The following is a 23,626-nucleotide window of genomic DNA, read 5'->3' as shown; positions in this document are numbered from 1 at the left end:
TGACCACGCCGTGCCGGAGGCGCGGCCATCAATATGGCATGCTCCGGGCTGTGGCGATGGGTGCGGGTAAGTTGCTCGGTGCGAATCTGCGGGCGCGGCGGGACGAGCAGGGGATCTCGTTGTCCGAGCTGGCCCGGCGGTCCGGGATCGCGAAGGGCACGCTGTCACAACTGGAGTCCGGGGCGGGCAACCCGACGATCGAGACGGTGTTCAGTCTGTCGAACGCTCTCGGCGTACCGGTGTCGGCGCTGCTGAGCGAGGCACCGAGCGCTGATGTGGTCCTGGTGCGGTCCGCGGACATCGACATCCTGTCCGGTGAGGCGATCGATCTGCGGATGCTGCGGCGGCTGGAGCACCCGGGTGGGCTGTTCGAGATCTACAACCAGGAGGTCCGGCCCGGTGCCGTTCAGCATTCGGACGGGCATCCCGGTACCGAGCATCACATCGTCCTGAGCGGGCGCTTGCGGGTGACCTCGCGGGGGCGGACCGAGGAGTTGGGCGAGGGCGACTACCTCGCGTTCCGAGCCGGCGGACCGCACGAGTACGAGGCGCTGGACGGCCCGGTCCGGTCGGTCCTGCTGCTCGAGTACCCGCCGGACGCGCACCCGATCACCCCCGGCAGCCCACATCTGCCCGGCTGACTGCGTTGACCTGAGCCGGGATCTCGCCGTACGCTCGATATCGTTCATTTTAGTGAACGGCGAGGAGAGACTGCGATGCCTGGAGCTGCGACGGCCGACGTGGTTGTCGTGGGCGCCGGCATCGTCGGGGCGGCCTGCGCGGAGGCGCTGACCGCGGCCGGCGTGAAGGTCGTCGTGGTCGATCGTGGAGCCGCGGCCTCGGGTACGACGGCCTCCGGTGAGGGCAACGTGCTGGTCTCCGACAAGGAGCCCGGGCCCGAGCTCGAGCTGGCGATCGCGTCGCGCGCCGAGTGGGGCGCCGTACTGGGTCGACTGCCGGAGCGCGTCGCGGATGTGGAGTGGGAGTCCAAGGGGGGAGTCGTCGTGGCGACGACCGATCCGGGGCCGCTGAAGGCGTTTGCGGCCAAGCAGCAGGCGGCCGGTATCGACGCGCGGGTGATCACGCCGGCGGAGGCGTTCGAGCTCGAGCCGCTGCTCACGCGCAACGTGACGATCGGGGTGCATTATCCCGATGACGCGCAGGTGCAGCCGGTGCTTGCGGCGACTGCTCTGCTGACTGCCGTACGGGATCGCGGGGGTTCGGTGCGGCCGGGTGTGGATGCGTTGTCGGTCCGGACTGTCGCTGGCCGAGTGGTTGGTCTCGAGACGTCAGCCGGCGGGATCGCGTGTGGTGCGGTGCTGAACGCGTGCGGGCCGTGGGCCGGGGCGTTCGGGGCGGCCGCGGGTGCGCCGATCCAGGTGCTGCCGCGGCGCGGGATGATCCTCGTCACCGCGCCGCTGCCGGAATGCGTACGGCACAAGGTGTACGACGCGGACTACGTCGGCGCGGTCGGGAGCGGGGACGCGGACCTGCAGACATCGACGGTGGTGGAGTCGACGCGGGCCGGGACCGTACTGATCGGATCGAGCCGCGAGCGGATCGGGTTCGACGACTCGATCCGGGTGAAGGTCATGCGGGAGCTCGCGCGGAAGGCGGTCGGGTTGTTCCCGTTCCTGGGAGACGTGCCGGTGATGCGCGCGTACGGCGGGTTCCGGCCGTATGCACCGGATCACCTGCCGGTCATCGGCCCGGACCCGCGCATCGCAGGACTCTGGCACGCAACCGGCCACGAAGGCGCCGGTATCGGCCTGGCCCCCTCCACCGGCCGCCTCATCACCGAACTCTTCCTCGGCCTCACGCCCCACATCGCCCCGGACCCCTTCCGCGTCGACCGCCCGGCGGTGCTGGCCGCATGAAGATCACCGTGAACGGAGAGCCGGTCGAGGCAGCACCCGGCCAGACTGTCGCCGCCGCACTGCTGACCAACGGCCGATCCTCCTGGCGCACCACACGCGTCGAGGGTCGTCCCCGCGGGGTCTTCTGCGGCATCGGCGCGTGCTACGACTGCCTGGTCGTTGTCAACGGCATCCCAGACATCCGAGCCTGCCAACGCACCATCGCCGAAGGTGACGCAATTACCACCCAACAAGGCGCCGTGCTACCCCGGCCCTCCGGGCCGGAGGAGGCGGAGGAGGCGGAGGGAACCTCAGCTCTGCCGCCGATGGTGGCTGATGTTGTTGTGGTGGGGGCGGGTCCTGCTGGGATTGCGGCGGCGTTGGCGGCGGGGGATGCCGGGGCGACCGTGCTGTTGATTGACAGTGCGCGGGCTGTTGGTGGGCAGTTCAACCGGCAAGCCCCGGAGGAGTTCAACCTGCGGCGACCGCAGCGTTTCCAGCATGGGTGGAAGGCTTTTGTCGGCAAGCGGGATCGGCTGGCGGCGCATGAGCGGATCACCCATCTGGCGGAGACGTCTGTGTGGGCGTTCGAGCAGGGCAATCGGTTGTGGGTGCAGCGAGGGCCGGCTGATGGCGTCGGGCGCGAGGTCTTCGCGGTGGACGCGACGGCGGTCGTGCTCGCGACCGGGGCTTACGATCGCGTGCTTCCCTTCCCTGGTTGGGATTTGCCGGGGGTCTACAGCGCGGGTGCCGCACAGGCGCTGGCCAAGGGGCAGCGGGTTGCGGTGGGGAAGCGGGTGCTGGTCGCCGGCACTGGGCCGTTCTTGTTGCCTGTCGCGGAGTCGTTGGTCGGGGTCGGCGCGAAGGTTGTCGGACTGCTCGAGGCGAACTCGCTGAAGACCGTCCGCAAGGGCTGGGCGACGGATCCGTTGGTTGCTTCCGGCAAGATTCGGGAGGGTCTCGGGTACGGCGCTCTGCTCGCGAGGCACCGGATTTCGCTCAAGCACGGGTGGACGGTGATCGCCGCGCACGGCGATGAGAACGTCGAGGCTGTCACCGTCGCACGCCTCGACGAGACCTGGCGTCCGATCAAGGGATCCGAACGCCGCGTCGAGGTCGACGCCGTCTGCCTGGGCTTCGGGTTCACGGCCCAACTGGAGTTGGCGGTGTCGGCCCGATGCGAGCTGACCATCGGACCGGACGGTGGCCCGGCGGTTGTCGTCGACGCGAACCAGCAGACCACCACCCCAGGTGTGTTCGCGGCCGGTGAGCTCACCGGGATCGGCGGTGCGGACCTCGCTGCCGCCGAGGGGCGGGCGGCCGGTGCCGCGGCCGCCGGACAGGCCCTCACGAGTCGTGAGCGAGAGACAGTGAAGAAGGGCCGGCGGTTCGCGGCCGCGCTGGCGAAGGCGTATCCGGTGCGGGACGGGTGGCGGAGCTGGAGCGGCCCGGAGACCGTGGTGTGCCGGTGTGAGGAAGTGACGCGGGGCGACATCGAAGGTGCTGTCGTCGAGCGAGGTGTGGCCGACGGGCGGGCGCTGAAACTCACCAGCCGCGCCGGTCTCGGACTCTGCCAGGGCCGGGTCTGCGCCCGGACCGTGGCCGACCTGGCCGAACAGAACGACGTACCCGAACCATCAATGAAACGACCGATCGCCGTGCCCATCCGGCTGCGCGATCTGGCCGAGGCTCAGGAGGAGCTGTGAGCGAGAAGTTGGACGGCGTTATCGTCGCCACCGCACTGCCGTACGCCGAGGATGCGACCGCGCCGGCCGGGTTGCGGCCCGATCTGGACAAGTTCGCCGAGCACTGCCGCTGGCTGGTCGACAACGGCTGCCGCGGGGTCGGACCGAACGGCTCGCTGGGGGAGTACTCGTCGTTGACCGACGACGAGCGCCGAGCCGTCGCCCGGACCGCGATCGAGGCCGTCGGCGACGACGGTGTCGTGGTCGTCGGAGTCCATGGAGTCGGCGCACACCAGGCTCGCGCGTGGGCCGAGAAGGCGGCCGAGGACGGTGCCGACGGAGTGCTGTGCCTGCCGCCGACCATGTACCGGGCGAATCGCGGTGAGGTGCTCCACCACTTCAGCGAGGTCGCCAAGGCCGGTCTGCCGGTGATGGTCTACAACAACCCGATCGACACCAAGGTCGACCTGACCCCGGATCTGCTCGCCGAGATCGCACAGATCGAGAACATCGTCGCGGTGAAGGAGTTCTCCGGTGACGTCCGCCGGATCCTGGAGATCCGCGAGCTCGCCCCGGACCTGGCTGTCATCGCCGGCGCGGACGACCTCACCCTGGAGGCGCTGCTGATGGGGGCGACCGGCTGGTTCGCCGGGTTCCCGAACGTGTTCCCGAAGGAGTCGGTCCGTTTGTACGGCCTCGCCGTACAGGGCAAGCTGGAAGAGGCGCGGGCACTCTACGAGCCGCTCGTCGCCGCGTTCCGGTGGGACTCGCGGGTCGAATTCGTCCAGGCGATCAAGTACGGCATGGACTACGTCGGCCGGTACGGCGGCCCGTGCCGCCCGCCGCGTGGACCGCTGGTCCCCGAGCACGTCGCCCAGTTGGAGCAGGACATGAAGAAAGCAGTGGAGAGCTTGCGATGAGGTCCGTCCGGACGATCACCGCGATCGACTCGCACACCGAGGGGATGCCGACCCGTGTCGTCACCGGCGGTGTCGGCGTCATCCCCGGTACGACGATGGCCGAGCGGCGCGAGTACTTCGTCAAGCACCTGGACGACCTGCGGCTGTTCCTGATGAACGAGCCGCGCGGTCACTCCGCGATGAGCGGCGCGATCCTGCAGCCGCCGACCCGGTCCGACGCCGACTGGGGTGTGCTGTACGTCGAGGTGTCCGGCTGCCTGCCGATGTGCGGTCACGGCACCATCGGCGTGGCCACGGTGCTGGTCGAGTCGGGCATGGTCGAGGTGACCGAGCCGATCACGAAGGTCCGGCTGGACACCCCGGCCGGTCTGGTCGTCGTGGACGTTGCCGTGAACAACGGTCGTGCCGAACACGTCACGCTGCAGAACGTCCCGGCGTACAGTCACGCCCTCGACGCGACCGTGGACGTGCCGGGACTCGGGACGGTCACGTATGACATGGCGTACGGCGGCAACTTCTACGCGATCCTGCCGCTGGAGCAGCTCGGCATGCCGTTCGACCGGGCCGAGAAGGACCGGATCCTCAAGGCCGGCCTGGACATCATGGCCGCGATCAACGCCACCGACCGGCCGGTGCATCCGCTGGACCCGGGGATCCACAGCTGCAAGCACGTCCAGTTCACCGCACCGGGTCAGAACGGCAGCCACTCGCGCAACGCGATGGCGATCCACCCCGGCTGGTTCGACCGCTCCCCGTGCGGCACCGGGACGTGTGCGCGGATGGCTCAGCTGCACGCCCGTGGTGAGCTGGCGCTCGGGGTCGACTTCGTGAACGAGTCCTTCATCGGTACTTCGTTCACCGGCCGGCTGCTCGAGGAAACCACAGTCGGCGACCGGCCGGGCGTCGTACCGACTGTGCGTGGGCGGGCTTGGATCACCGGCATGGGCCAGTACTTGCTCGACCCCGACGACCCATTCCCAGCCGGTTTCGTGCTGTGATCAGCGGTTGAGTTTCGACTTCCAGTCCGCGGGGACGTTCCCGCCTGGCACCGGCTGATCCTCGGGGCGCGAGTCCGGCGGCGCGAGGGCCGGGCCGTCGTAGTACTGCGCCTCGCCGTAATGCCAGAACCAATCCTCGCCTGGCTCGAAGCTCTGCACGATCGGGTGACCGGTCGCAGCTGAATGGGCCGACGCGTGCTGCGCCGGAGACGAGTCACAACACCCGACGTGCCCGCACTGCGCACACCGCCGAAGGTGGAACCACCACCCACCGACCTCCAGACAATCCCCACACCCGGTCCCACTCGGCGGAACACTGCTGTCGATCCCCGGTATCTCCGTCATGCCCGCCATCCTCGCCTGCCTGCCACCCCTGGACAAGCACCGTGTGAAGACCCACGCGTCCGCTACGCGCGCACCTTCGTCGCGTGCTCGCCGGCCGCTCCCACCCGCCCTCGTCTGCGCGGCTGCCGCCGCTTGGTCGACTGCGTGCTGGTCGGGGGCAGCTGTGGTCGCCACGGCGCCGCCGCTTAGCCCGCTCCTACGTCGCGTGCACGCGGCTCGCTATCGCCTGTTTCACGTGCCGCCGGTTGGACACGTGCTGTCGCAACATCGTGGGTCGCCGCGAAGCGGTGCCCGGGCCCACCTGTGAACCCGCCGCGCGCCGACGCGAGGAACCTACTCCGGCCAGCTGGAGTTCTTGATCACCTCGACGAAGTCGCCGCGCTCGAATCCGGGGACGAAGTGCTCCAGGACGTCGGCCTTGACGTTGCCGAACGTCGTCTCCGGGCGGTTCTTGATGCCTTCGGTGAAGGCGGCCAGGATCCGGTTCTTGAAGTCCGGTCGGGGGTGGGCCGCGACGATCTCCGCGCGCTGCTCGTCGGTGATCGCGTCGTATCCGATGCCAAGCACGTCGAGCTCCACCCCGCGGGTGACGAGCGCGATCTCGGGCGCCAGGTGCAGTGGGATCTCCGGGGTCGTGTGCAACGCGATCGCGGTCCAGACCCGGTCCGCGAGCAACCCGGTGACGCCGTGTGCGTGCAGGAAGCGGCGGGCCTCGTCGGCGCCGTCGATCTCGAACCGTTGGTCGGTACGGCGGAACGGCTCGGTCAGACCGAGGTCGTGGAACATCGCGCCCACGTAGAGCAGTTCGGGATCGAAGTCGAGGCCCTGGTACTGACCGCGCAGCGAGCCGAACAGGAACACCCGGCGCGAGTGGTCGAAGAGCAGGGGGGAGGCTGCCTCGCGGACCAGTTCGGTGGCTTCCCGGGCCAGCGCGCTGTCCGGGATCTTCACCCCGGCGATTTCCTCGTTCATGTGTCATGCCTTTCTCTGTGGTGAGCTCCAGCCTCGCTGGGGCGGCTACGCTGGCACCATGTCCATCACGACACATGAACCACAGATCCGGACACACCGGGTCGCCCTCGTGGTGTACGACGACGTGACGCTGCTCGACGTCAGCGGTCCACTCGAGGTGCTGCACCAGGCCAACCGGGACGGTCGGCTCTATGCGCCGGTCCTCGTCTCACCGCACGGCGGCGAGGTCACGACATCCTCAGGCCCGACGTTGGCCGGTACGGTCGCCGCGGCCGACGCCGGCCCGTTCGACACCGTGCTGGTCGCGGGGGCTGATCACTTGGTCGAGCGGGTGCCGGACGAGTTGCTGGCGGCGGTCGGGGGTCTTGCGGATCGGGCTGAGCGGGTGGCTTCGGTCTGTACGGGCGCGTTCGTTCTTGCGACTCTCGGCGTACTCGATGGTCGGCGGGCAACAACGCATTGGCGGCACGCGCAGGCCCTCGCGCGGCGTTATCCGGCGGTGGAGGTCGAGCCTGATGCGTTGCACATCAAGGACGGCAAGTACGTGACCTCGGCCGGTATCAGCGCGGGCATCGACCTGACGCTGGCGCTGGTCGAGACTGACCACGGAGCTGACGTGGCGCGGGAGATCGCCCGTGAGCTGGTCGTGTTCATGCAGCGGCCGGGTGGTCAGTCGCAGTTCTCCACGGCGATGGCGACGCCGCCGGTCCGCACCGATCCACTCCGCGCCGTGACCGCGACCGTCGTCGCCGACCCGGCCGCTGACCACAGCCTGTCCGCGCTCGCGGCGTACGCGGCCCTCAGCCCACGGCATCTCACCCGCCTCTTCCAGAGCGAGCTCCACACCACGCCCGGCCGCTGGGTCGAACGAGTACGCCTCGATCGCGCCCAGCAACTCCTCCTCGACGGCCACAGCATCACCACAGCCGCCCGCCTCAGCGGCCTGGGCAGCGACGAAACCCTCCGCCGAGCCTTCGCCCGCCACCTCAACACCACCCCCACCAACTACCTCCGCCGCTTCCGTGCCACGGGCTGATCCCACGCCTCAGTGCGATGACGGGTAGCCGAGCCTGCTCGCCAGTGCGGCCACATCACTTCTGGACGACGTACCGGTTTTACGAAGCAGGTTCGAGACGTGTGTGCTGACGGTCTTCTCGCTGATGAACAAGGCAGCTGCGGTCTCGGCGTACGTCCGGCCGGCAACCAGTTGGGCGAGGACCTCGCGCTCCCGTCGAGTCAGGGAGCCGAAGGCGTCCGGGGCATCGTCGAGCGTGTCGGCCGACGGGGGGTGCGGCTCGGCGAGGGAGATTCTGGCAACCTTCGCCAGCTGCTCCACCTCGTGTCGGAGCGGGCCGGCAGACATCTCGCTGGCTAGGCGGTACGCCGATCGCAGTGGTACTGCGACGGCGGATTTGCTGGCGCCTTCAGCCACCAGGGCTTGTGCCCAACGGCGGGAGGCGACGGCCTCGTCCCAGCGCAGCCCGGCGGTGGCACAGCGCTGTGCCGCCTCCGCCCAAAGAGCCGAGGTCTCTGACTTTGCCAGGCATCGTGCGGTCTCCGCGGCGTTTAGCGCCTCGACGGCCGGAGTGATCAGATCATCGTTCGTGACACGGGTGAACGGGGACGGTTGGAGCTCCTGGCGGCGCTCGACGATGTCGTCCAGCGACCGTCGGGCGCGGGCGACGCCGTCGCGGTCTCGACGGTCGCGCGCGTGGGTGGCGAGGTCGGCGGCCGCGCGTGCGCTCAACATGAGCATCTCGTCGGCAACTGGTGGGCGGGCGATCTGGACGCGCATCGTCTCCGCCAGCAGCTCGAGGGCTTGATCCGGCCGGTTCTCGGCGAGCAGGTGTTCCGCGAGGGTCGGGGGCGCCCACAAGCCCGGGCGGTGCTCGAGGTCCGGGATCAGCTCATGCAGACGCCTGATGTGCAAGCGGGCCTGGTCGAGGTCACCTCGGCGCACGGCCAGCAACGTCGCGGCCAGCCGGACGACAGCACGCATGGTCGCAACCCTGGCGAGAGTCAGTCCTTCGCGGATGGCTTGGTCGGCCTCTGCATTGCGTCCAAGCATGAGGAGATGGCGGGCGAGGTTGCCGGCGTGGAAGCCGGCCACGTTCGTGACCCCTTCGTCGAGCGTCTCGCGCAGCCCGTCGACATCTACCTGCACGATGTCGGCAAGGCGGCGTCGGGGTGCGAGGTAGGCCGTGACTGCCCACCGGGCGTTCAGCATGCGGCCTGGGTTGCCCGTGAGCCGAGCGTGGCGAAGGGCTTCGACGGAGTAGGCCTCCGCGCGCTCGTCCCGATCGTACGCTTCGGACAGAGCCCAGTAGGCCAAGGACAACGCCTCCTGCGATCCGGAGCGATGAGCCGCCCGGGCGGCTTCGTCGGCGCACCGCTGCGCAGCCTCGAACGCCTCAGTCCAGTTGAGGGCAATGCTGAGCCGAGCCAGCGCGGCGGCATACTCCGCGCTGTCCGGGAACGGCTCAGAAAGTCTGACGGCATGCTCGAGGACCTCGAACGGTGTGCTGCTGCGCCGGCCCGTCCAGAACTCCGAGAAGGCCGCTTCCCGCACGATCCGGCTGGCCCGCAGCGGATCTCGGTGCTCGTCGACGAGCTCCAGCGAGCGACGCCAGGCAGCCAGCGTCTCCTCGCCGTCTCCGACCAGATCCGACACGGAGGCCAGGCGCTCGAGCAGATCGAGCTCGTCATCCGGCGGTTGCGCAGCTGCTGCCTGGACGGTTGGCCACAGGCGCGCTGCCCGGCGCAGATGAACCGCCTCCTCGGGCAGGGCTCTCAGCTGTCTGGCGAGGTCCGCAGCGCGCAGCGACGCCCCCAGGCTCGCTGCTCGATCGTGGGCGCCCTCGTAGTGACTCGCGAGCTCGCCGACCCGGCGCAGTTCGGCGATGGACGTGCCGGTTCGGCTCTCCAGCGCCCCGGCCCAGGCGGCATGGATGGGCACCGCCTCGCCCGGCACGAACGTGGCGTTCAGGACCTCGGCGAGCAGCGGGTGGCGGAACCAGCACAGCTCAGCACCATGCGCCACGCAGATCCCGTTCTTCGTTGCTTCGACCAGTGCAACGGTCACCTTCTCGGCATCGATGCCGCGTGCCGCGGCCACCTCGACCAGATCGTCCACCGAGGCCGGACGACCGCAGACCGCCAGTAGTCTCACCACCTCGCGAGACGGGTCATCCAATCGGTGCCAAGCGGCCAGCAGCGCGCCGGTCAGTTCCGCGGGCAGCTCGGCAGGCAGGTTCTGGTCCGCGGCCGTCAGCCCGTGGACCAGCAGCTCCGTGAAATAGGGGTTGCCGTCGGAGCGCCGTACCACCGCGGACACGAGGTCCGGATCGGCCTGACCGCCGAGCAACAGCGACAGCTGCTGCTCGGTCTCGTCGCGGCTCATTCTGGCCAGACGCAATGACGACACCGAGGGCAGCCGGTTCAGGTCGGCCAGCCAGACATTCAGCGGATCCCCGGCCGCGATTTCCTCGTCGCGGTATGTCGTCAGCACGGCCAGCCGCTGGCTGCGGAACCCGGCCACCAGATAGGTGATCGCGTCCCGCGAGGCCAGGTCGGCCCACTGGACGTCATCGACGACCAGCACCGCCGGCCGTTGCGAAACCAGCGCCTGCAGTAGTCCGTCGATCACTGGAAGCAGCCGGAGCGTGCTTCGCATCGGCTGCCCGCCCAACGAGGGCAGAAGCTCAGCGGCGGCCGGAACTGTCGCCAGCGCACTGGCCCGCTCCGCTGGCTCCGCCGACTCCAGCCAGCCTTCCAACGCAGCGATCAGCGCTACGTACGGCGCGTCCACCGCACCGAATCGAACGCCACGACCCCATAAGACCGCTGCGCCACCCGCCGCCGCGTTGTCACAGACAGCGCGTACCAGCCGCGTCTTGCCCACGCCCGCCTCCCCGTGCACGAACACCGCACACGGTCGTCGCCCGACGGCAGCGCTGATCGCGCCCGCGAGAACCTTCCCCTCCTCGACACGGCCTGCGATCCCCGGCAGCGGCGGGCCTGCAAACCCACCCATTTCAGCAGTCTCTGCCGAAACGAATCAGATGTCTGCACCACCGGGGGCCGGCCGTGCCGCGAATCTAAGGGTTCGCGCGCCGCTTCTAAGGACTCGTTCCCGATGTGGGTGTGGTGGCACAGAGCCGAATCTGAAGTCAGAGCGGCAATCCCGCCGCTACGACCCATTGGGGGAGTCATGAACCGCACGCGCACAACTCTGGCCGTATCGGCGCTCGCGCTGGGCGCCATCGGGTTGACCGCGACCGAAGCACCGGCCCAGGTTTCCGACGACGTGCCGCGGAACACCACGGTCATGCCGCAGGACCCGCAGCCGCCGAACTACCCGAACTACGACCCCAAGTACGAGGTCCAGGCTGCGACGGTCATGCCGCAGGACCCGACGCCGCCGAACTACCCGAAGTACGACCCTCGGTACGAGGTGCCTCCTGTCCAGGCTCCGACGGTCAGCAGGGCATCAGACGACAACGGTGTTGAGGTTCTGCAGGCCGGCGCGTCCGCGCTCGGCGGCGCGGCCATCGCGTTCGGTGCGATGTGGCTGTACCGGCGCCGCCAGGTGCCAGCCACCTAGCCACCTTCTGTTCGTCCCCCGGAGCACTGAAACCACGCTCTGCCCGTGGCTTCTCAACTCCGGGGGATCAGAGGTTCGAACTCGTGAGGGGTTGCCCGCGCGGGGGCAACTACCCGGTGAAGCGGAGGGGTTGCCCTGGGCGGAGTTGGGCGCAGGTGTCGACGTGTTTGCCGGCCAGGTAGGCGATGACGGGGTAGCCGCCGGTGACCGGGTGGTCGGCGAGGAAGATGACGGGGAGGCCGGAGGGCGGGATTTGGATGGCGCCCAGGGCCATGCCTTCGCTGGCCAGTTCGCCCTCGCGGGCGCGTTCGAGGGGTTCGCCTTCCAGGCGGACGCCGACTCGGTTGCTGTTGCTGCTCACGATGTACGACTGGGAGGTGAACGATGCCCAGCCGGCGTCGGTGAACCAGTCCTGCCGCGGGCCGGGAGTCACGTGGACGACGACCTCGGAACCGGGTGGGTCGGCGACGGGGGCGAGGTCGACGCCGGGCATCGGACCGTAGTCGCAGCCGACGGGCAATGTCTGGCCGGGGCCCAGCGCCAACGGGCCGAGGCCGGACAACAGGTCGGTCGAGCGGGATCCGAGCACCGGCGGTACGGCGAGGCCGCCGCGGATGGCGACGTACGTGCGGAGGCCGGTGCGTGGCGGGCCGAAGCGGAGTACGTGACCGGCCTTCACAACACTTGGTGCGTTGAGCGGGACGCCGGCGCAGGGTGCGCCGGTGATGGCGATGACGAGGTCGGTGTCGGCGTGCAGGACCAGGCCGCCGAAGGTCACCTCGATCGCCGCGGCGCCGGGATTGTTGCCGACGAGGCGGTTCGCCAGCGCGTACGACGTACGGTCGCAGGCGCCGGACGTGGGGATGCCGAGGGAGGCCTGGCCGATCCTGCCGCCGTCCTGGATTGTTGCCAAGGGCCCCGATTCGAGGATGGTGAGGCTGCTCATCCACGACCCGCGTCGACGAACCGGACCCGGCGACCCGGGTGGAACAGGGCGGCCGGTTCCCGCTCCTGGTCGAAGATCTGTACGTCGGTCCGCCCGATCAACTGCCAGCCGCCGGGAGATTCGCGGGGGTAGACGCCGCTGAACTCACCGGCCAGTGCGACCGCGCCGGTAGGCACCTTCGTCCTGGGGGACTTCCGTCGGGGGATGTCCCAGGATCCGGTGCCGGTGAGGTAGCCGAAGCCGGGGGCGAAGCCGCAGAAGGCGACAGTCCAGTCGTCACGAGTGTGTCGTTCGATCAACTCGGGGACGGTGCAGTCGAGAAGGCCGGCGACGTCCGCCAGGTCCTCGCCGTCATAAGTCACGGGGATCTCGATCAGATCGCGGACCGCATGGCTTCCAGAAGACGGCTCGACCGCCCGCAGATGCCGCGCCAACACGTCCAAGCCACCCGCAGTGGAAACCAGAACAGTCCGCGCGGCCGGGACGATGTCGATGACGTCAGCAGGTGGCGAGGCGCTCAACGCAGTGTAGTAGCCGAGGACCTGGTCGAGGTCGTCCAGTTCGACCAGCAGCGCGTGGTCGCCGGAGGGCAGGATCCGCATCACACGCTGAACGGGCTCAGTGTCACGCCCGCCCCCTCCAGCGCGGACCGGACCCGTCGCGCGATGTCGACCGCTCCGGGTGTGTCCCCGTGCACGCAGATCGACGCCGGCTCGAGCTTCAGCGATCCGCCCGCGATGTCCTGGATCGGCTGCCCGGTCGCCATCGCCGTACACCGGGCGGCGATCTCGTCCGCGTCGTGCAGGACCGACCCTTCCTGCCGGCGCGACACCAGCGTGCCGTCAACCGTGTACGCCCGGTCGGCAAAGGCCTCGTGTACGACGGTCAGACCGGCCTCTGAAGCGAGTCGCAGCCAAGCCGACCCCGGCAGACCCAGCACCGGAAGCGAACGGTCGTAGTCCACGACCGCGCCGACGACGGCCGCGGCCTGCTCCTCGTGGTGCCCGATCGTGTTGTACAGCGCGCCATGCGGCTTCACGTACCGGACCCGATCGCCCGCGACCCGGGCGAACGCGTCCAGTGCACCGATCTGGTAGACGACCTCGTCGCGGAGGGCGGCCGGCTCGATGTCGACGAACCGGCGGCCGAAGCCGGCCTTGTCGGCGTAGCCGACGTGTGCCCCGATCGCCACCCCGCGCTCGACCGCCTCGCCGGTCACCCGGCGCATGATCGACGGGTCGCCGGCGTGGAAACCGCAGGCCACGTTGGCACTGGTGACGACATTCAGCAGCGCGCTGTCGTCACCCATCGGCCAGGATCCGAAACCCTCGCCCAGATCCGCGTTGAGGTCCATGAACACTCCTACAACCTAGAACAATTCCAACACAGGCTTGACCGAACGGACGGCCAGATAGACGGTCAGCAGCCAGGCCGAGCCGCCCACGACGAGCAGTGGCCGTGGATACCGGTACCCGCGCAGCAGGTCAGGACGCTGCCAGGCGACCCAGAGCAGGACGCCGATTCCGATCGGGAGCAGCAGTCCGTTGAAGGCCCCGGCGAACACGAGCAGGGTCGCGGGTGCCGTGCCGACGGACAGGTAGATCACCGTGCTGACCGCGATGAACAGCACCACCAGGACGGTCCTGGTCCGGTCGGTCGTCTTTGTCCGCGAGGTGACGAAGGAGACCGTCGTGTACGACGCTCCGATCACCGAGGTGATCGCGGCGGCCCACAACACCACACCAAAGGCGCGCAATCCGAACTCACCGGCCGCGTGCTGGAACGCCGAGGCCGTCGGGTTCTCCGGGGCGAGTGCCGCGCCACCCGCGACGACACCGAGGATGGCGAGAAAGAGGAGGATCCGCATCAGACCGGTGATCAGGATGCCGGTGACCGATCCCCGGCTGATCTCGCGGACGTGCTGCGGCCCGCACAGGCCGGAGTCGAGCAGCCGGTGCGCCCCGGCGTACACGATGTAACCGCCGATCGTGCCGCCGATCAGGGTGGTGATGACGAGGAAGTCGACCTGCTCGGGCAGTACGACGTTCTTCAGCGCCTGGCCGACCGGTGGCCGGGAGGTGATCGCCATGTAGGTGGTCAGCAGGATCATCACCGCGCCGAGGATCAGGACCACCCGGTCCATCGCCAGCCCGGCCCGCTTGGACAAGAAGATGCCGATGGCAATCACTGCGGAGAGTGCGCCGCCCAGCTTCGGGTCCAGCCCGATCATCGCGTCGATGCCCAGCCCGGTGCCGGACACGTTGCCGATGTTGAACACCAGGCCGCCGGCGAACAGTAGCGCGGCCATCCCGGTGCCGAGGTGTGGCGCCACCAGGTTGCCGAGCTCCTGGGCCCGGCGTCCGGAGACGCCGATCACCCGCCAGACGTTGAGCTGCAGCGCGATGTCGACCAGGATCGAGGCGGCGATGGCGAAGGCGAAGGCCGCGCCGAGGGAGACGGTGAACAGCGTCGTCTGGGTGATGAACCCGGGGCCGATCGCAGAGGTGGCCATCAGGAACATGGCGCCGAGGAGAGTGGACCGGGTGCCGGCCTTCATCGCGTTGTCGGGCGTCTTGTGACCGGCGGCGGTGCTGAGCTGACGGCTGCGCGTCGTCGTCGTACGGCGGGTGATCGGTTTCGACAGGGGCTTCGTCGGGGGCTTGGACATGGCGGCGGCTCCTGAGTCTGTCGGGCTGGTCTCCATAGCTGTGAGTGGATGACTGGACGCGTCCGGTGACACGAGCGTAGAGATTGTTCAACAATCCTGCAAGAGTCTTGTTCCACTAAACTTTCCCTGAACGCCTCGGGTGGGCGATGATGCGGGGATGAGCACGGGTGAGGTCGACGAGGGCCGGCAGACGTGGTTGCGCACTGTCGCCGCCGATGTCGCCCGGCTGGACCGGAGCAGCTCGGCCGAGCGGGCCGCCGACATCCTGCGCCGCAGCATCACCGAGGGTGCGCTGCCGCCGGGTGCCCAGCTCTCCGAGATCGAGCTGACCGAGGTGCTGGAGGTCAGCCGGAACACGTTGCGTGAGGCGTTCCGGCTGCTCACCCACGAGGGCCTGCTCGTCTACAAACTGCACCGCGGGGTGTTCGTCCCCGAGCTGGACGAGCACGACGTGGTGGACCTGTATCGGCTCCGCCGAGTGCTCGAGGTGGACGTCGTACGCGGCCTGGCCGATCGTGACCCGGAGTTGCCGGCCGGCCGGATCGAGCCGCTGCAGGACGATGTCGAGGCGGCCGAGGCGGCCGCGCTCGCGGATCGCTGGCCGGCTGTCGGTACGGCGAACATGCGCTTCCACCAGCACCTCATCGGTCTGGCCGACAGCGCCCGGATGGACGCGATCACCGGCCGGCTGCTGGCGGAGTTGCGGCTTCTCTTCCACGTGATCGCGACCCCGCGGGAGCTGCACGAGCCGTACATCGCGCGCAACCGGGGCCTGGTCGAGCTGCTCGAGGCCCGCAAGTACGAGCAGGCCGCGGCCGACCTGCATCAGTACCTACTCGACTCCGAGCAGGGCCTCCTCGAGGCGTTCCGCGCCCGGTGATCCACGAGTTTCGATAAGGGCTTGCGCGGTCCTCCTCCCACCTGAGTTGATGAGTGCTAACCGTCAGCTGCAAAGGGGAGCTCAGCACATGACCGATGACCGGACCGAAGAGACGCCGAAGTCCTACCGCCCGATCGACGCCAAGGGTTTCCGGGAGTTCATCTCGCGTGGCTGGGGAGCGGTGGACCGGTCGGTGACAGTGCCCGACGGGCTGGCGGAGGCGGCCGCCGAGCACCGGCGGAAGCTGTCCGCGGCCTTGCCGGGACGACGGATCGCGGTCGCGGCCGGCCGGGCGCCGGTCAGGTCGAACGACACCGACTACCAGTTCCGCGCCGACAGCGACTTCGTCTGGCTCACCGGGTGCCAGGCGGAAGGCGCCGTACTGGTGCTGTCGGCCGACGGCGACGCGACGCTGTACCTGCGCGAGACGGCCGGGCCGGAAGAGGCCGACTTCTTCGCCAACGCGCGGGACGGTGAGCTGTGGGTCGGACCGGTGCCGGGGCTGAAGGACTGGTCGGACGCGTTGCAGATCGCCTGCCGACCGATCGAGGAACTGCCGGCCGCGGTGCGCGGCGCCGTACCGTTCATGCTGTCCACACCGGGGGTCGAGCCGATGCTGGACGCGCTGGTCCGGACCTCGCCGACGGACGGGAACTCGCTGCGGCAGACGCTGGCCGAGCTGCGCCGGATCAAGGACGACTGGGAGCTGGACCAGCTCCGCGAGGCCGTCGCGGCCAGTGTGCTCGCGTTCGGTGACGTCGCGCGCGAGCTGCCGGAGGCCATTCGCGGCGGCGGTGAGCGGTGGCTGCAGGGCACCTTCGACCGGCGGGCGCGGACCGCGGGCAACGGCGTCGGGTACGCCTCGATCGTTGCCGCTGGCAAGCACGCGCCGGTGCTGCACTGGGTTCGCAACGACGGACCGGTGAACGAGGGCGACGTCATCCTGCTCGACGCGGGTGTCGAGACGCGGACGCTCTACACCGCCGACGTGACCCGGACCTTCCCGGCCACGGGTGAGTTCACCGACGCGCAGCGGCAGGTGTACGACCTGGTCCACAAGGCACAGCTGGCGTCACTCGACGCGGTCAAGGTCGGTGCGCCGTACCGGGCCTTCCAGTACGCCGCGCTGCGCACGCTGGCCGAAGGGCTACGGGACTGGGGCCTGCTCGACGTGTCGCTCGACGAGTTGCTCGGCCCGGACGGGCAGCAGCACCGCCGGTACATCGTCTGCGGCACCGGGCACTACATCGGCCTGGACGTGCACGACTGTGACGCGTCCCGGCCGGAGGCGTACTTCGCCGGTGAGATCGAGGCCGGGATGGCGCTGGCCGTCGAGCCGGGGCTGTACTTCCACCCGAACGACGAGACCGTTCCGCCGGAGCTGCGCGGGATCGGCATCCGGATCGAGGACAACGTGGTGGTGCACTCCGACCGGCTCGAGATCCTCACCGAGGACCTGCCGATCACGGCTGCCGGCCTGGAGCAGTGGACCCAGTCGCACCTCACTGCACGGTAGTCGGGTGACTACCCAAAATTAGTCGTCACAAGCTGTAACACCGAGGCCCTCGGCAACGATGAACGGAGCGGGGGAGGGTCGAACTCGGCTCGGCGCGTGGCAGTGGGGGGCCGCGACCACGCGCCCGGCCGAGGCGGCCCCGACTGGGGCCCGGGGGGGACCCAGGGATCCCCGGGCACGGGGAGTAGTCATCATGAACCTGCGGGTGCGAGTGATGCACTGCGGTGACCAGCACTGGTACGCCGACATCGACGACGCGGACGATCCGCAGCCCGACGATCCTTTCTGGTACGTCGACAACTGCCGATCCCAGCTGCAAGCGCTCGAGACCGCCTGCGCCGAACTTCGCCTGCTGGCCGGCCGGATGGTCCGCGGCGACCAACTCAACCGCGTCCTCGAGGTGACCGGCGTACCGGTCTGAGTGCGCGGCAGAAGAGCCCGGGCAGGCGCCTGGTTGGGAGGCGTCTGCCCGGGGCTGTTCTCAGCTCACCGGTGGTACGGCGGGACAGGCCGTGCCGCGGTCGGGTACATCGAGCGAGACGAGGTAGGCGTCGATCGTGTTCTCCATACACGGTCCACCGTCGTAGCTGCCGTGACCCCAGCCTTCGTACGTCAGCAGGACGCCGTGCCGGCCGAGTTGGCGTTCCACACTCTGCGCCCAGTTGTAGCCGGTGGCCGGGTCGTGGATCGCGTTGGCCAGCAGGATCGCCTCGTCCAGACCGTGCACCTTCAGCCGGTGCTGCGGGTTGTCCGCCGGCGGCATGCCGAGGCACATCGAGACGGCGATCAGCTGACCGGGATAGCGCATGTCCGGGTTGTTCCGGGCCAGTCGGCTGAGCAGGCCGGCGTACTCCTGGTAGTTCCGGACCGGAAGGTTCCAGTCCTGGCAGAACACCGCGAGAGTGTTCGAGGCCAGGCCGGTCGGGACCGGCGGCTGCCCGGTCGGCGGGGCGCTCGCATCGAGCTTCTTCAAGGTGTCCGCCAACGCCGGCCACTGCGGTCCGTAGAGCGCGCGGAAGACGTTGAAGCTCAGCCAGTACGGCGTGATCGGCAGGTCCGGCTTCTGCGGATCGGGCACCTCGCCGCGGTCCGCCCGGGCGAGCAGGCCGGCCCACAGAGCGTGGATTTCGCGGCCGTGCAGTGAGCAGGTCGTTGCCGCGTCGCACCATTTCACGAACTCGTCGAACGAGTCCTGGGCCGCGGATGCCTGGGCATCGAGGAACGACTTCGCCGATGGCGCGCTGTGGTCGACCACGCTCTCCAGCACCATCGCGCGGATCCGGCTCGGGTAGGTCTCGGCGTACTGACCGCCGAGCAGCGTTCCGTACGAGCTGCCGTGGAACGTGATCGTCGACTCCCCGAGCGCGGCCCGGATCGCGTCCACATCCCGCACGGTCTGCCAGGTGTCGAGGTGGTCGTACACCGGGCCGGTGTTCTTGCGGCAGTCCGCGGCCAGTTCGCGGTTGTAGCGGATGGTCGCGGTGAAGTCGGCCTGACTCTTCGGGACCGGCGACGGCTGCCTGGCCAGCAGCGCGGCCGAGCACTTCACCGGGCTGCTGCGGGCGATCCCGCGCGGGTCGAAACTGACGACGTCGAACCGGTTCTGCAGGTTCTGGCTGAACCGGCTCATCCCGGTCTTGACCCGGTCGACACCGGAGTCACCAGGACCACCCGGGCCCCACATCAGCACACCGACGCGGTCGCCCGGGACCTTCGCCGTACGACGGGCGATGGCGAGGCCGAAGCTGGGGCCGTTCGGGTTCCGCCAGTCGACCGGTACCTGCAGCGTCGCGCACTGCGAACCCTTGACGACGTTCGGGTCGTCCTTGCCCTCCGGTTTGCAGTCGGTCCACTGCACCTGGGCAGTGGTCGCGGCCGCCGACACCGGGAGGGTCGCGAGTCCGGCGGTCGCGACGCCCAGCGCCACACCGCAAGCGAGAGCGCGTTGTCTGAACTCCATACGGAAGATCTCCTGTCTGAGGAACTCCCTCGATCCTCGGCAACCGTTTGCTCGGCCACATCGGGGACGAGCCCCCGGCCGACCCCGGGCAGTCCTTGGGGGACTTGTTAGGGTCGGTCGCTGATGACTACCAAGCACGCGGTGTGGTTCCGGTGGGTGGCGATCGCCGAGGCGATCTCCTGGACCGGATTGCTGATCGGCATGTTGTTCAAGTACGTGCTGTCCGACAACGAGATCGGGGTCAAGATCTTCGGCCCGATCCACGGCGGCATCTTCATCGCCTACGTGCTCACCGTGCTGGTGGTGCGTGGGCCGCTGCGCTGGTCCTGGCCGGTCACGCTGGCCGCGCTGGCGGCGAGTGTTCCGCCGCTGTTCACCTGGTTCTTCGAGATCTGGGCGGTGCGGACGGGCCGGATTGACGGCGGCCGGGACACCGCCGTACCGTCACGGACGTCAGTCAACTCAACAGCCGCATGAACCCGTGCGGGAGAGTCCCGGGCACGACCCGGGCGCCGTAGGAGCAACTCTCCCCAAGAATCTCTCAGGCACCTTCACCGCGCGGGCGAGGCACCTCTGGAAGACGTCCGTCTGACAGAGCGGGGAGGACACCAAACGGTCAACGACGACCGGAAGGAACCTCCACACGATGGCGATCAGTGTCTTCGACCTGTTCAGTATCGGGATCGGCCCCTCGAGCTCCCACACGGTGGGACCGATGCGTGCCGCCCGCACCTTCGCCCTCGGCCTCGCCGCCGACGGCCTGCTCGGCCGGACGGCAACGGTCGAGGCGCAACTCTTCGGCTCGCTCGGCGCGACCGGTCACGGGCACGGCAGCAACAAGGCGGTGCTGCTCGGGCTCGAGGGTGAGGACCCCGAGACCGTCGTCACCCACTCCGTCGACGCGCGGGTCGAGACGATCCGGGAGCGCGGCCGGCTGTTGCTGGCCGGCACCCACGAGATCGCCTTCGACGAGAACTCCGACCTGGTGATGCACCGGCGCAAGGCGTTGCCGTACCACCCGAACGGGATGACGTTCGCGGCCCGCACGGCCGACGGCGAGGTACTGCGGGAGCGCACGTACTACTCGGTCGGCGGCGGGTTCGTGGTCGACGAGACCGCGGCGGCCGGCGACCGGATCGTGCCGGACACGACGCCGTTGAAGTACCCGTTCACGACCGGTGCGGAGCTGCTGGACCGGTGCCGGGAGTCGCAGCTGCCGATCAGCGAGGTGATGCTCGCGAACGAGCTGGCCTGGCGGGACGAGGACGAGATCCGCGACGGGCTGCTGCGGATCTGGCAGGTCATGCAGGACTGTGTGCACGAGGGCTGCGAGACCGAGGGGATCCTGCCCGGCGGGCTGAAGGTGCCGCGGCGGGCGCACGCGCTGCACCGTCGGCTCAGCGCTGATCCGTGGTCGGTCGACCCGCTGAAGGTGATGGACTGGGTCAACCTGTTCGCCCTCGCGGTGAACGAGCAGAACGCGTCCGGCGGCCGGATCGTCACCGCGCCGACGAACGGTGCCGCGGGCATCATTCCCGCTGTCCTGCACTACTACCGGCGGTTCGTCCCGGGGGCGACGGACGACGGCGCGGTCCGATTCCTGCTGACCGCTGGCGCGATCGGCGTGCTCTACAAGGAGAACGCGTCGATCTCCGGCGCCGAGGTCGGCTGTCAGGGCGAGGTCGGTTCGGCCTGCTCGATGGCCGCGGCCGGCCTGTGCGAGGTCCTCGGCGGTACGCCGCTCCAGGTCGAGAACGCGGCCGAGATCGCGATGGAGCACAACCTCGGCCTGACCTGCGACCCGGTCGGCGGGCTGGTCCAGATCCCGTGTATCGAACGCAACGCGATGGCGTCGGTGAAGGCGATCAACGCGGCCCGGATGGCGATGCACGGTGACGGCGTCCACGTCGTCACCCTCGACAAGGTGATCAAGACGATGCGCGAGACCGGCGCCGACATGAAGATCAAGTACAAGGAGACGTCCCGCGGCGGCCTGGCCGTCAACGTCATCGAATGCTGAGCGCGCCAGGGTCCTCGACGTGGGCGTTGTGGCCGAGACCGGGCAGCGTCACGACCTGATCGTGCAGGGCGTGCAGTTCGTCGTCGGTGTTCATCGGGTCCCGTTCGCCGCGGGCGAGGATCACCTCGGCCTTGCTGGCCGCGATGAGCTTGGCCATATCGGGTGCGCCGACGCCAAAGGTGCCGGGGTCCATGGCCAGTCGCCAGCGACCGTCCACCTCGGTCAGACCGTGGTCGACCACCGGACTGCTCGGGTCGACGAGTCCTTGCAGCCCGGACACCTTGAGGAACCGCGCGGCCGCGTCCTCCCGAGTGTCGAACCACGCGACCGGCTTCTGCGCCAATGCGCCGGCCCGGCCCAGGTCGTCCTCGGACCAGGTCACCTTCACGCCGAGTGCGACCACCCGGTCGACCTCGATGCCGTAGCGACCACTGGCCAGTTCGAGCGCGACCACGCCACCGAGTGAATGGCCGACGACCACGACGTCACGTCGTACCGGGAGGGTCTCGGCGACGGCGGCCGCCATCGAGCCGAAGGTGTACGCCGGAAGTGCGGCGGCCGAGCCGTGTCCGGCGAGGTCGGGGGCGAACCGCGGTTGCGGCCAGGCGTCCCAGACCCGGCCGTTGGCACCGAGTCCGTGCAGCAGCACCAGTGAAGACATGAGAGCAAGGCTGACACAGGAATTGGCGTGCTGCCCGGTCGATTGGCGCGCCATCAGCTAACTCACCGCAATTCTACGGACGCGTACCGGAACGGAATTGCCAAAAGATTGCGATCTAGCGTGGAATTTCTTCCAAGGGCTGTTTCAAGCGCTGGTATTGCCGATACTCTGCGGGCCTTGTGAAGCCGATCTCCGCCTCATCGTCGGCAGCCCGCCGCCCGCCCTGGCCGAACCGTCAGCGGCTGCGCCAGGCTGCCCTCGCGGCCGGTGCGCTACTCGGTCTGTACGCCGTCCTGGTCATGATCGCCCTGCTCGGCGGTCCCCGGATCGGTGCCTCCTTCCTGCCGCTGCCCGGTGGCGGCCCGGACCCGGCCAACCCGGTCGCCGGCCTCGAGCCCAGCACGCGGCTCCCGACCAGCGTCCCGACGATCCCGCGCGGGTCCGAGACCCCGGTGCCGACGGTGCCGCCGACCCCGGGTCACACCACAACGTTGCCTCCAGCAACAACCATCGCGCCGGTGACCGGTCAGCCCGTCGACGGCCGTCCGTCCACCCCGTGCCCGACCACCACGTCGGCCCCACTACTGGTCGACCACCAAGACCCGACTGTTCCGCCGGCCACCAAGGTCCCGCCGAAGCCCACTGCCACGGCATCGGACCCGACCAGCCAGCCGACCAAGCCCCCGTCGACGACCAACCCGCCGCCGACCACCGACCCACCGCCTACCACCAACCCGCCGCCGCCCCCGGACGAGCCCGAGGACCCGGATCAGCCGGGCCTGGTCGGCGGCCTCCTGGACACCATCCTCGACACCATCGGCCTCTAGCTCCATCGCCGATCGGGTTCTGGTGTATGTGTTAGGGTTGGTACATGTCGATGAAGCGCACGAATGTCTACGCCGATCCCGAGGATCTGGCGCTGATCAAGGACGCGGCGCGACGGCGCGGGATCCCGGAGGCCGAGATCATTCGCGAGGGTATTCACCTGGCCGCGATGGCGAACCGGGTTTGGGATGAGCCGCTCGACTGGCCGACCTTCGAGGGAAGCGGTGAGCCGGTGACCAAGGACGAGATCCGGTCCGAGGTCGTGCGGCGTACTGGCCAGTGATCGTCGTCGCCGACACCTCGGGCATCATCGCGGCGTTCGACCGCAACGCGCCCGAGGGGCCTACCTGCCGCAGACTGCTTCAAGAAGCCGGGACGGTGATTCTGTCGCCGTTGGTGCTCGCCGAGGTGGATCACCTGGCCCGGGCCCGGTTGGGTGGCGCCGCCCGAACCACAATCCTCGAGCTGATGTTGACACAGGTTCGGCGAATGCGCTTTCAGGTCCCGGACATCGGAGCCGAGACGCTGGCAACCGCGGTAGCCGTGATCAGCAGGTACACCGATCTGGACCTGGATCTGGCCGACGCGGTCAGCGTCGCACTCGCGGCGGACTACCGAACAGACGCCGTGCTCACCTTGGACCGGCGCGACTTCCGAGCGGTTCGTCCGCTCACGCCGCATGGGGCTTTCCGCCTGCTGCCTGACGACCTCTGAACGTCCGCCAGCAGTGTCGAGGATCGTGCTTGCCACCAGGGCCAGCACCGGGTGGAC

24 protein-coding genes and 1 riboswitch are annotated in these 23,626 nt (G+C 69.2%); of the genes, 15 read left to right on the top strand and 9 right to left on the bottom strand.

What is annotated here, in order from left to right; genetic code table 11:
- Window positions 1-38: 38 nt before the first annotated feature.
- From ACGFIF_RS20460 to ACGFIF_RS20440, 5 genes are all read left to right on the top strand, one after another.
- Window positions 39-641 (top strand): helix-turn-helix domain-containing protein, encoded by a 603-nt coding sequence (locus tag ACGFIF_RS20460; protein ID WP_393156389.1) that lies wholly within the window; start codon window positions 39-41, stop codon window positions 639-641.
- A gap of 75 nt (window positions 642-716) precedes the next feature.
- Complete coding sequence (locus tag ACGFIF_RS20455; protein ID WP_393156387.1) at window positions 717-1,877, top strand: NAD(P)/FAD-dependent oxidoreductase; 1,161 nt, start codon at window positions 717-719, stop codon at window positions 1,875-1,877.
- Entirely contained in the window at window positions 1,874-3,562 is a 1,689-nt protein-coding gene (locus tag ACGFIF_RS20450; protein ID WP_393156386.1) for an FAD-dependent oxidoreductase, read from the top strand. The genes ACGFIF_RS20455 and ACGFIF_RS20450 overlap by 4 nt, the downstream gene beginning before the upstream one ends.
- Entirely contained in the window at window positions 3,559-4,461 is a 903-nt protein-coding gene (locus tag ACGFIF_RS20445; RefSeq protein WP_393156385.1) for a dihydrodipicolinate synthase family protein, read from the top strand. The genes ACGFIF_RS20450 and ACGFIF_RS20445 overlap by 4 nt, the downstream gene beginning before the upstream one ends.
- Window positions 4,458-5,459: a proline racemase family protein gene (locus ACGFIF_RS20440; protein ID WP_393156383.1), complete on the top strand. Its 1,002-nt coding sequence runs from the start codon at window positions 4,458-4,460 to the stop codon at window positions 5,457-5,459. Before ACGFIF_RS20445 ends, ACGFIF_RS20440 begins: the two co-directional genes overlap by 4 nt.
- Here the strand turns inward: ACGFIF_RS20440 and ACGFIF_RS20435 are convergent, their stop codons facing one another.
- Window positions 5,460-5,804 carry a UBP-type zinc finger domain-containing protein gene (locus ACGFIF_RS20435; RefSeq protein ID WP_393156382.1) on the bottom strand — a complete coding sequence of 115 codons (345 nt, stop codon included), beginning with the start codon at window positions 5,802-5,804 and terminating at the stop codon, window positions 5,460-5,462.
- Window positions 5,805-6,137: 333 nt separating this feature from the next.
- Entirely contained in the window at window positions 6,138-6,776 is a 639-nt protein-coding gene (locus ACGFIF_RS20430; protein ID WP_393156381.1) for an HD domain-containing protein, read from the bottom strand.
- A 58-nt stretch (window positions 6,777-6,834) separates the two neighbouring features.
- Here ACGFIF_RS20430 and ACGFIF_RS20425 point away from each other — a divergent pair, with 58 nt between their 5' ends.
- Window positions 6,835-7,812: a GlxA family transcriptional regulator gene (locus ACGFIF_RS20425; protein WP_393156379.1), complete on the top strand. Its 978-nt coding sequence runs from the start codon at window positions 6,835-6,837 to the stop codon at window positions 7,810-7,812.
- A gap of 9 nt (window positions 7,813-7,821) precedes the next feature.
- Here the strand turns inward: ACGFIF_RS20425 and ACGFIF_RS20420 are convergent, their stop codons facing one another.
- Complete coding sequence (locus tag ACGFIF_RS20420; RefSeq protein WP_393156377.1) at window positions 7,822-10,809, bottom strand: AAA family ATPase; 2,988 nt, start codon at window positions 10,807-10,809, stop codon at window positions 7,822-7,824.
- Window positions 10,810-10,986: 177 nt separating this feature from the next.
- On the opposite strand from ACGFIF_RS20420, the gene ACGFIF_RS20415 reads away from it, so the two are divergent.
- The gene (locus ACGFIF_RS20415; RefSeq protein WP_393156376.1) at window positions 10,987-11,379 is read left to right on the top strand and encodes a hypothetical protein; all 393 of its coding nucleotides are present in this window, start codon (window positions 10,987-10,989) and stop codon (window positions 11,377-11,379) included.
- A gap of 109 nt (window positions 11,380-11,488) precedes the next feature.
- Here ACGFIF_RS20415 and ACGFIF_RS20410 read toward each other — a convergent pair whose 3' ends face one another.
- Genes ACGFIF_RS20410 through ACGFIF_RS20395 form a run of 4 tightly spaced genes read right to left on the bottom strand, consistent with a single transcriptional unit; the run spans window position 11,489 to window position 14,993 of the window.
- The gene (locus ACGFIF_RS20410; RefSeq protein ID WP_393156375.1) at window positions 11,489-12,325 is read right to left on the bottom strand and encodes a biotin-dependent carboxyltransferase family protein; all 837 of its coding nucleotides are present in this window, start codon (window positions 12,323-12,325) and stop codon (window positions 11,489-11,491) included.
- Complete coding sequence (locus ACGFIF_RS20405; protein WP_393156373.1) at window positions 12,322-12,927, bottom strand: allophanate hydrolase subunit 1; 606 nt, start codon at window positions 12,925-12,927, stop codon at window positions 12,322-12,324. The genes ACGFIF_RS20410 and ACGFIF_RS20405 overlap by 4 nt, the downstream gene beginning before the upstream one ends.
- Complete coding sequence (locus ACGFIF_RS20400; protein ID WP_393156372.1) at window positions 12,927-13,679, bottom strand: LamB/YcsF family protein; 753 nt, start codon at window positions 13,677-13,679, stop codon at window positions 12,927-12,929. The genes ACGFIF_RS20405 and ACGFIF_RS20400 overlap by 1 nt, the downstream gene beginning before the upstream one ends.
- A gap of 15 nt (window positions 13,680-13,694) precedes the next feature.
- Window positions 13,695-14,993, bottom strand: coding sequence for an NRAMP family divalent metal transporter (locus ACGFIF_RS20395; protein WP_393156370.1), 1,299 nt, complete (start codon window positions 14,991-14,993; stop codon window positions 13,695-13,697).
- A gap of 157 nt (window positions 14,994-15,150) precedes the next feature.
- Between ACGFIF_RS20395 and ACGFIF_RS20390 the strand changes: the two genes are divergently transcribed.
- The 3 genes from ACGFIF_RS20390 (at window position 15,151) to ACGFIF_RS20380 (ending at window position 17,810) form a co-directional block, all read left to right on the top strand.
- A complete protein-coding gene (locus ACGFIF_RS20390) occupies window positions 15,151-15,873 on the top strand; it encodes a GntR family transcriptional regulator (protein WP_393156369.1) in 723 nt (240 codons plus the stop codon).
- Window positions 15,874-15,961: 88 nt separating this feature from the next.
- Window positions 15,962-17,389, top strand: coding sequence for an aminopeptidase P family protein (locus ACGFIF_RS20385; protein WP_393156368.1), 1,428 nt, complete (start codon window positions 15,962-15,964; stop codon window positions 17,387-17,389).
- A gap of 193 nt (window positions 17,390-17,582) precedes the next feature.
- Window positions 17,583-17,810, top strand: coding sequence for a hypothetical protein (locus ACGFIF_RS20380; RefSeq protein WP_393156366.1), 228 nt, complete (start codon window positions 17,583-17,585; stop codon window positions 17,808-17,810).
- Between the two features lie 60 nt (window positions 17,811-17,870).
- Here ACGFIF_RS20380 and ACGFIF_RS20375 read toward each other — a convergent pair whose 3' ends face one another.
- The gene (locus ACGFIF_RS20375; RefSeq protein WP_393156365.1) at window positions 17,871-19,349 is read right to left on the bottom strand and encodes an alpha/beta fold hydrolase; all 1,479 of its coding nucleotides are present in this window, start codon (window positions 19,347-19,349) and stop codon (window positions 17,871-17,873) included.
- Between the two features lie 123 nt (window positions 19,350-19,472).
- Between ACGFIF_RS20375 and ACGFIF_RS20370 the strand changes: the two genes are divergently transcribed.
- Together ACGFIF_RS20370 and ACGFIF_RS20365 are read left to right on the top strand one after the other, a co-directional pair.
- Complete coding sequence (locus ACGFIF_RS20370; RefSeq protein ID WP_393156363.1) at window positions 19,473-19,826, top strand: DUF3817 domain-containing protein; 354 nt, start codon at window positions 19,473-19,475, stop codon at window positions 19,824-19,826.
- Window positions 19,824-19,916: riboswitch (glycine riboswitch) on the top strand. Its footprint overlaps the gene before it by 3 nt.
- Before the next feature lie 79 nt (window positions 19,917-19,995).
- The gene (locus tag ACGFIF_RS20365; protein WP_393156361.1) at window positions 19,996-21,369 is read left to right on the top strand and encodes an L-serine ammonia-lyase; all 1,374 of its coding nucleotides are present in this window, start codon (window positions 19,996-19,998) and stop codon (window positions 21,367-21,369) included.
- On the opposite strand, the gene ACGFIF_RS20360 is transcribed toward ACGFIF_RS20365, so the two are convergent.
- Window positions 21,356-22,030: an alpha/beta fold hydrolase gene (locus ACGFIF_RS20360; RefSeq protein ID WP_393156359.1), complete on the bottom strand. Its 675-nt coding sequence runs from the start codon at window positions 22,028-22,030 to the stop codon at window positions 21,356-21,358. The genes ACGFIF_RS20365 and ACGFIF_RS20360 overlap by 14 nt on opposite strands.
- A gap of 179 nt (window positions 22,031-22,209) precedes the next feature.
- Between ACGFIF_RS20360 and ACGFIF_RS20355 the strand changes: the two genes are divergently transcribed.
- From ACGFIF_RS20355 to ACGFIF_RS20345, 3 genes are read left to right on the top strand one after another with little or no spacing between them, the layout of a single operon-like run.
- Entirely contained in the window at window positions 22,210-22,857 is a 648-nt protein-coding gene (locus tag ACGFIF_RS20355) for a hypothetical protein (protein ID WP_393156357.1), read from the top strand.
- 44 nt (window positions 22,858-22,901) lie between these two features.
- Complete coding sequence (locus ACGFIF_RS20350) at window positions 22,902-23,138, top strand: CopG family transcriptional regulator (protein WP_393156355.1); 237 nt, start codon at window positions 22,902-22,904, stop codon at window positions 23,136-23,138.
- Window positions 23,135-23,569, top strand: a complete 435-nt coding sequence (locus ACGFIF_RS20345) for a type II toxin-antitoxin system VapC family toxin (RefSeq protein ID WP_393156354.1) — start codon at window positions 23,135-23,137, stop codon at window positions 23,567-23,569. Before ACGFIF_RS20350 ends, ACGFIF_RS20345 begins: the two co-directional genes overlap by 4 nt.
- The last annotated feature ends 57 nt before the right edge of the window (window positions 23,570-23,626 follow it).

Origin of the sequence: Kribbella sp. NPDC049174 (genome assembly GCF_043197365.1) — a bacterium.
Lineage (GTDB): Bacteria > Actinomycetota > Actinomycetes > Propionibacteriales > Kribbellaceae > Kribbella.
Note: the sequence above shows the minus strand (reverse complement) of the source record. Positions and strands in the feature narration are given on the sequence as shown.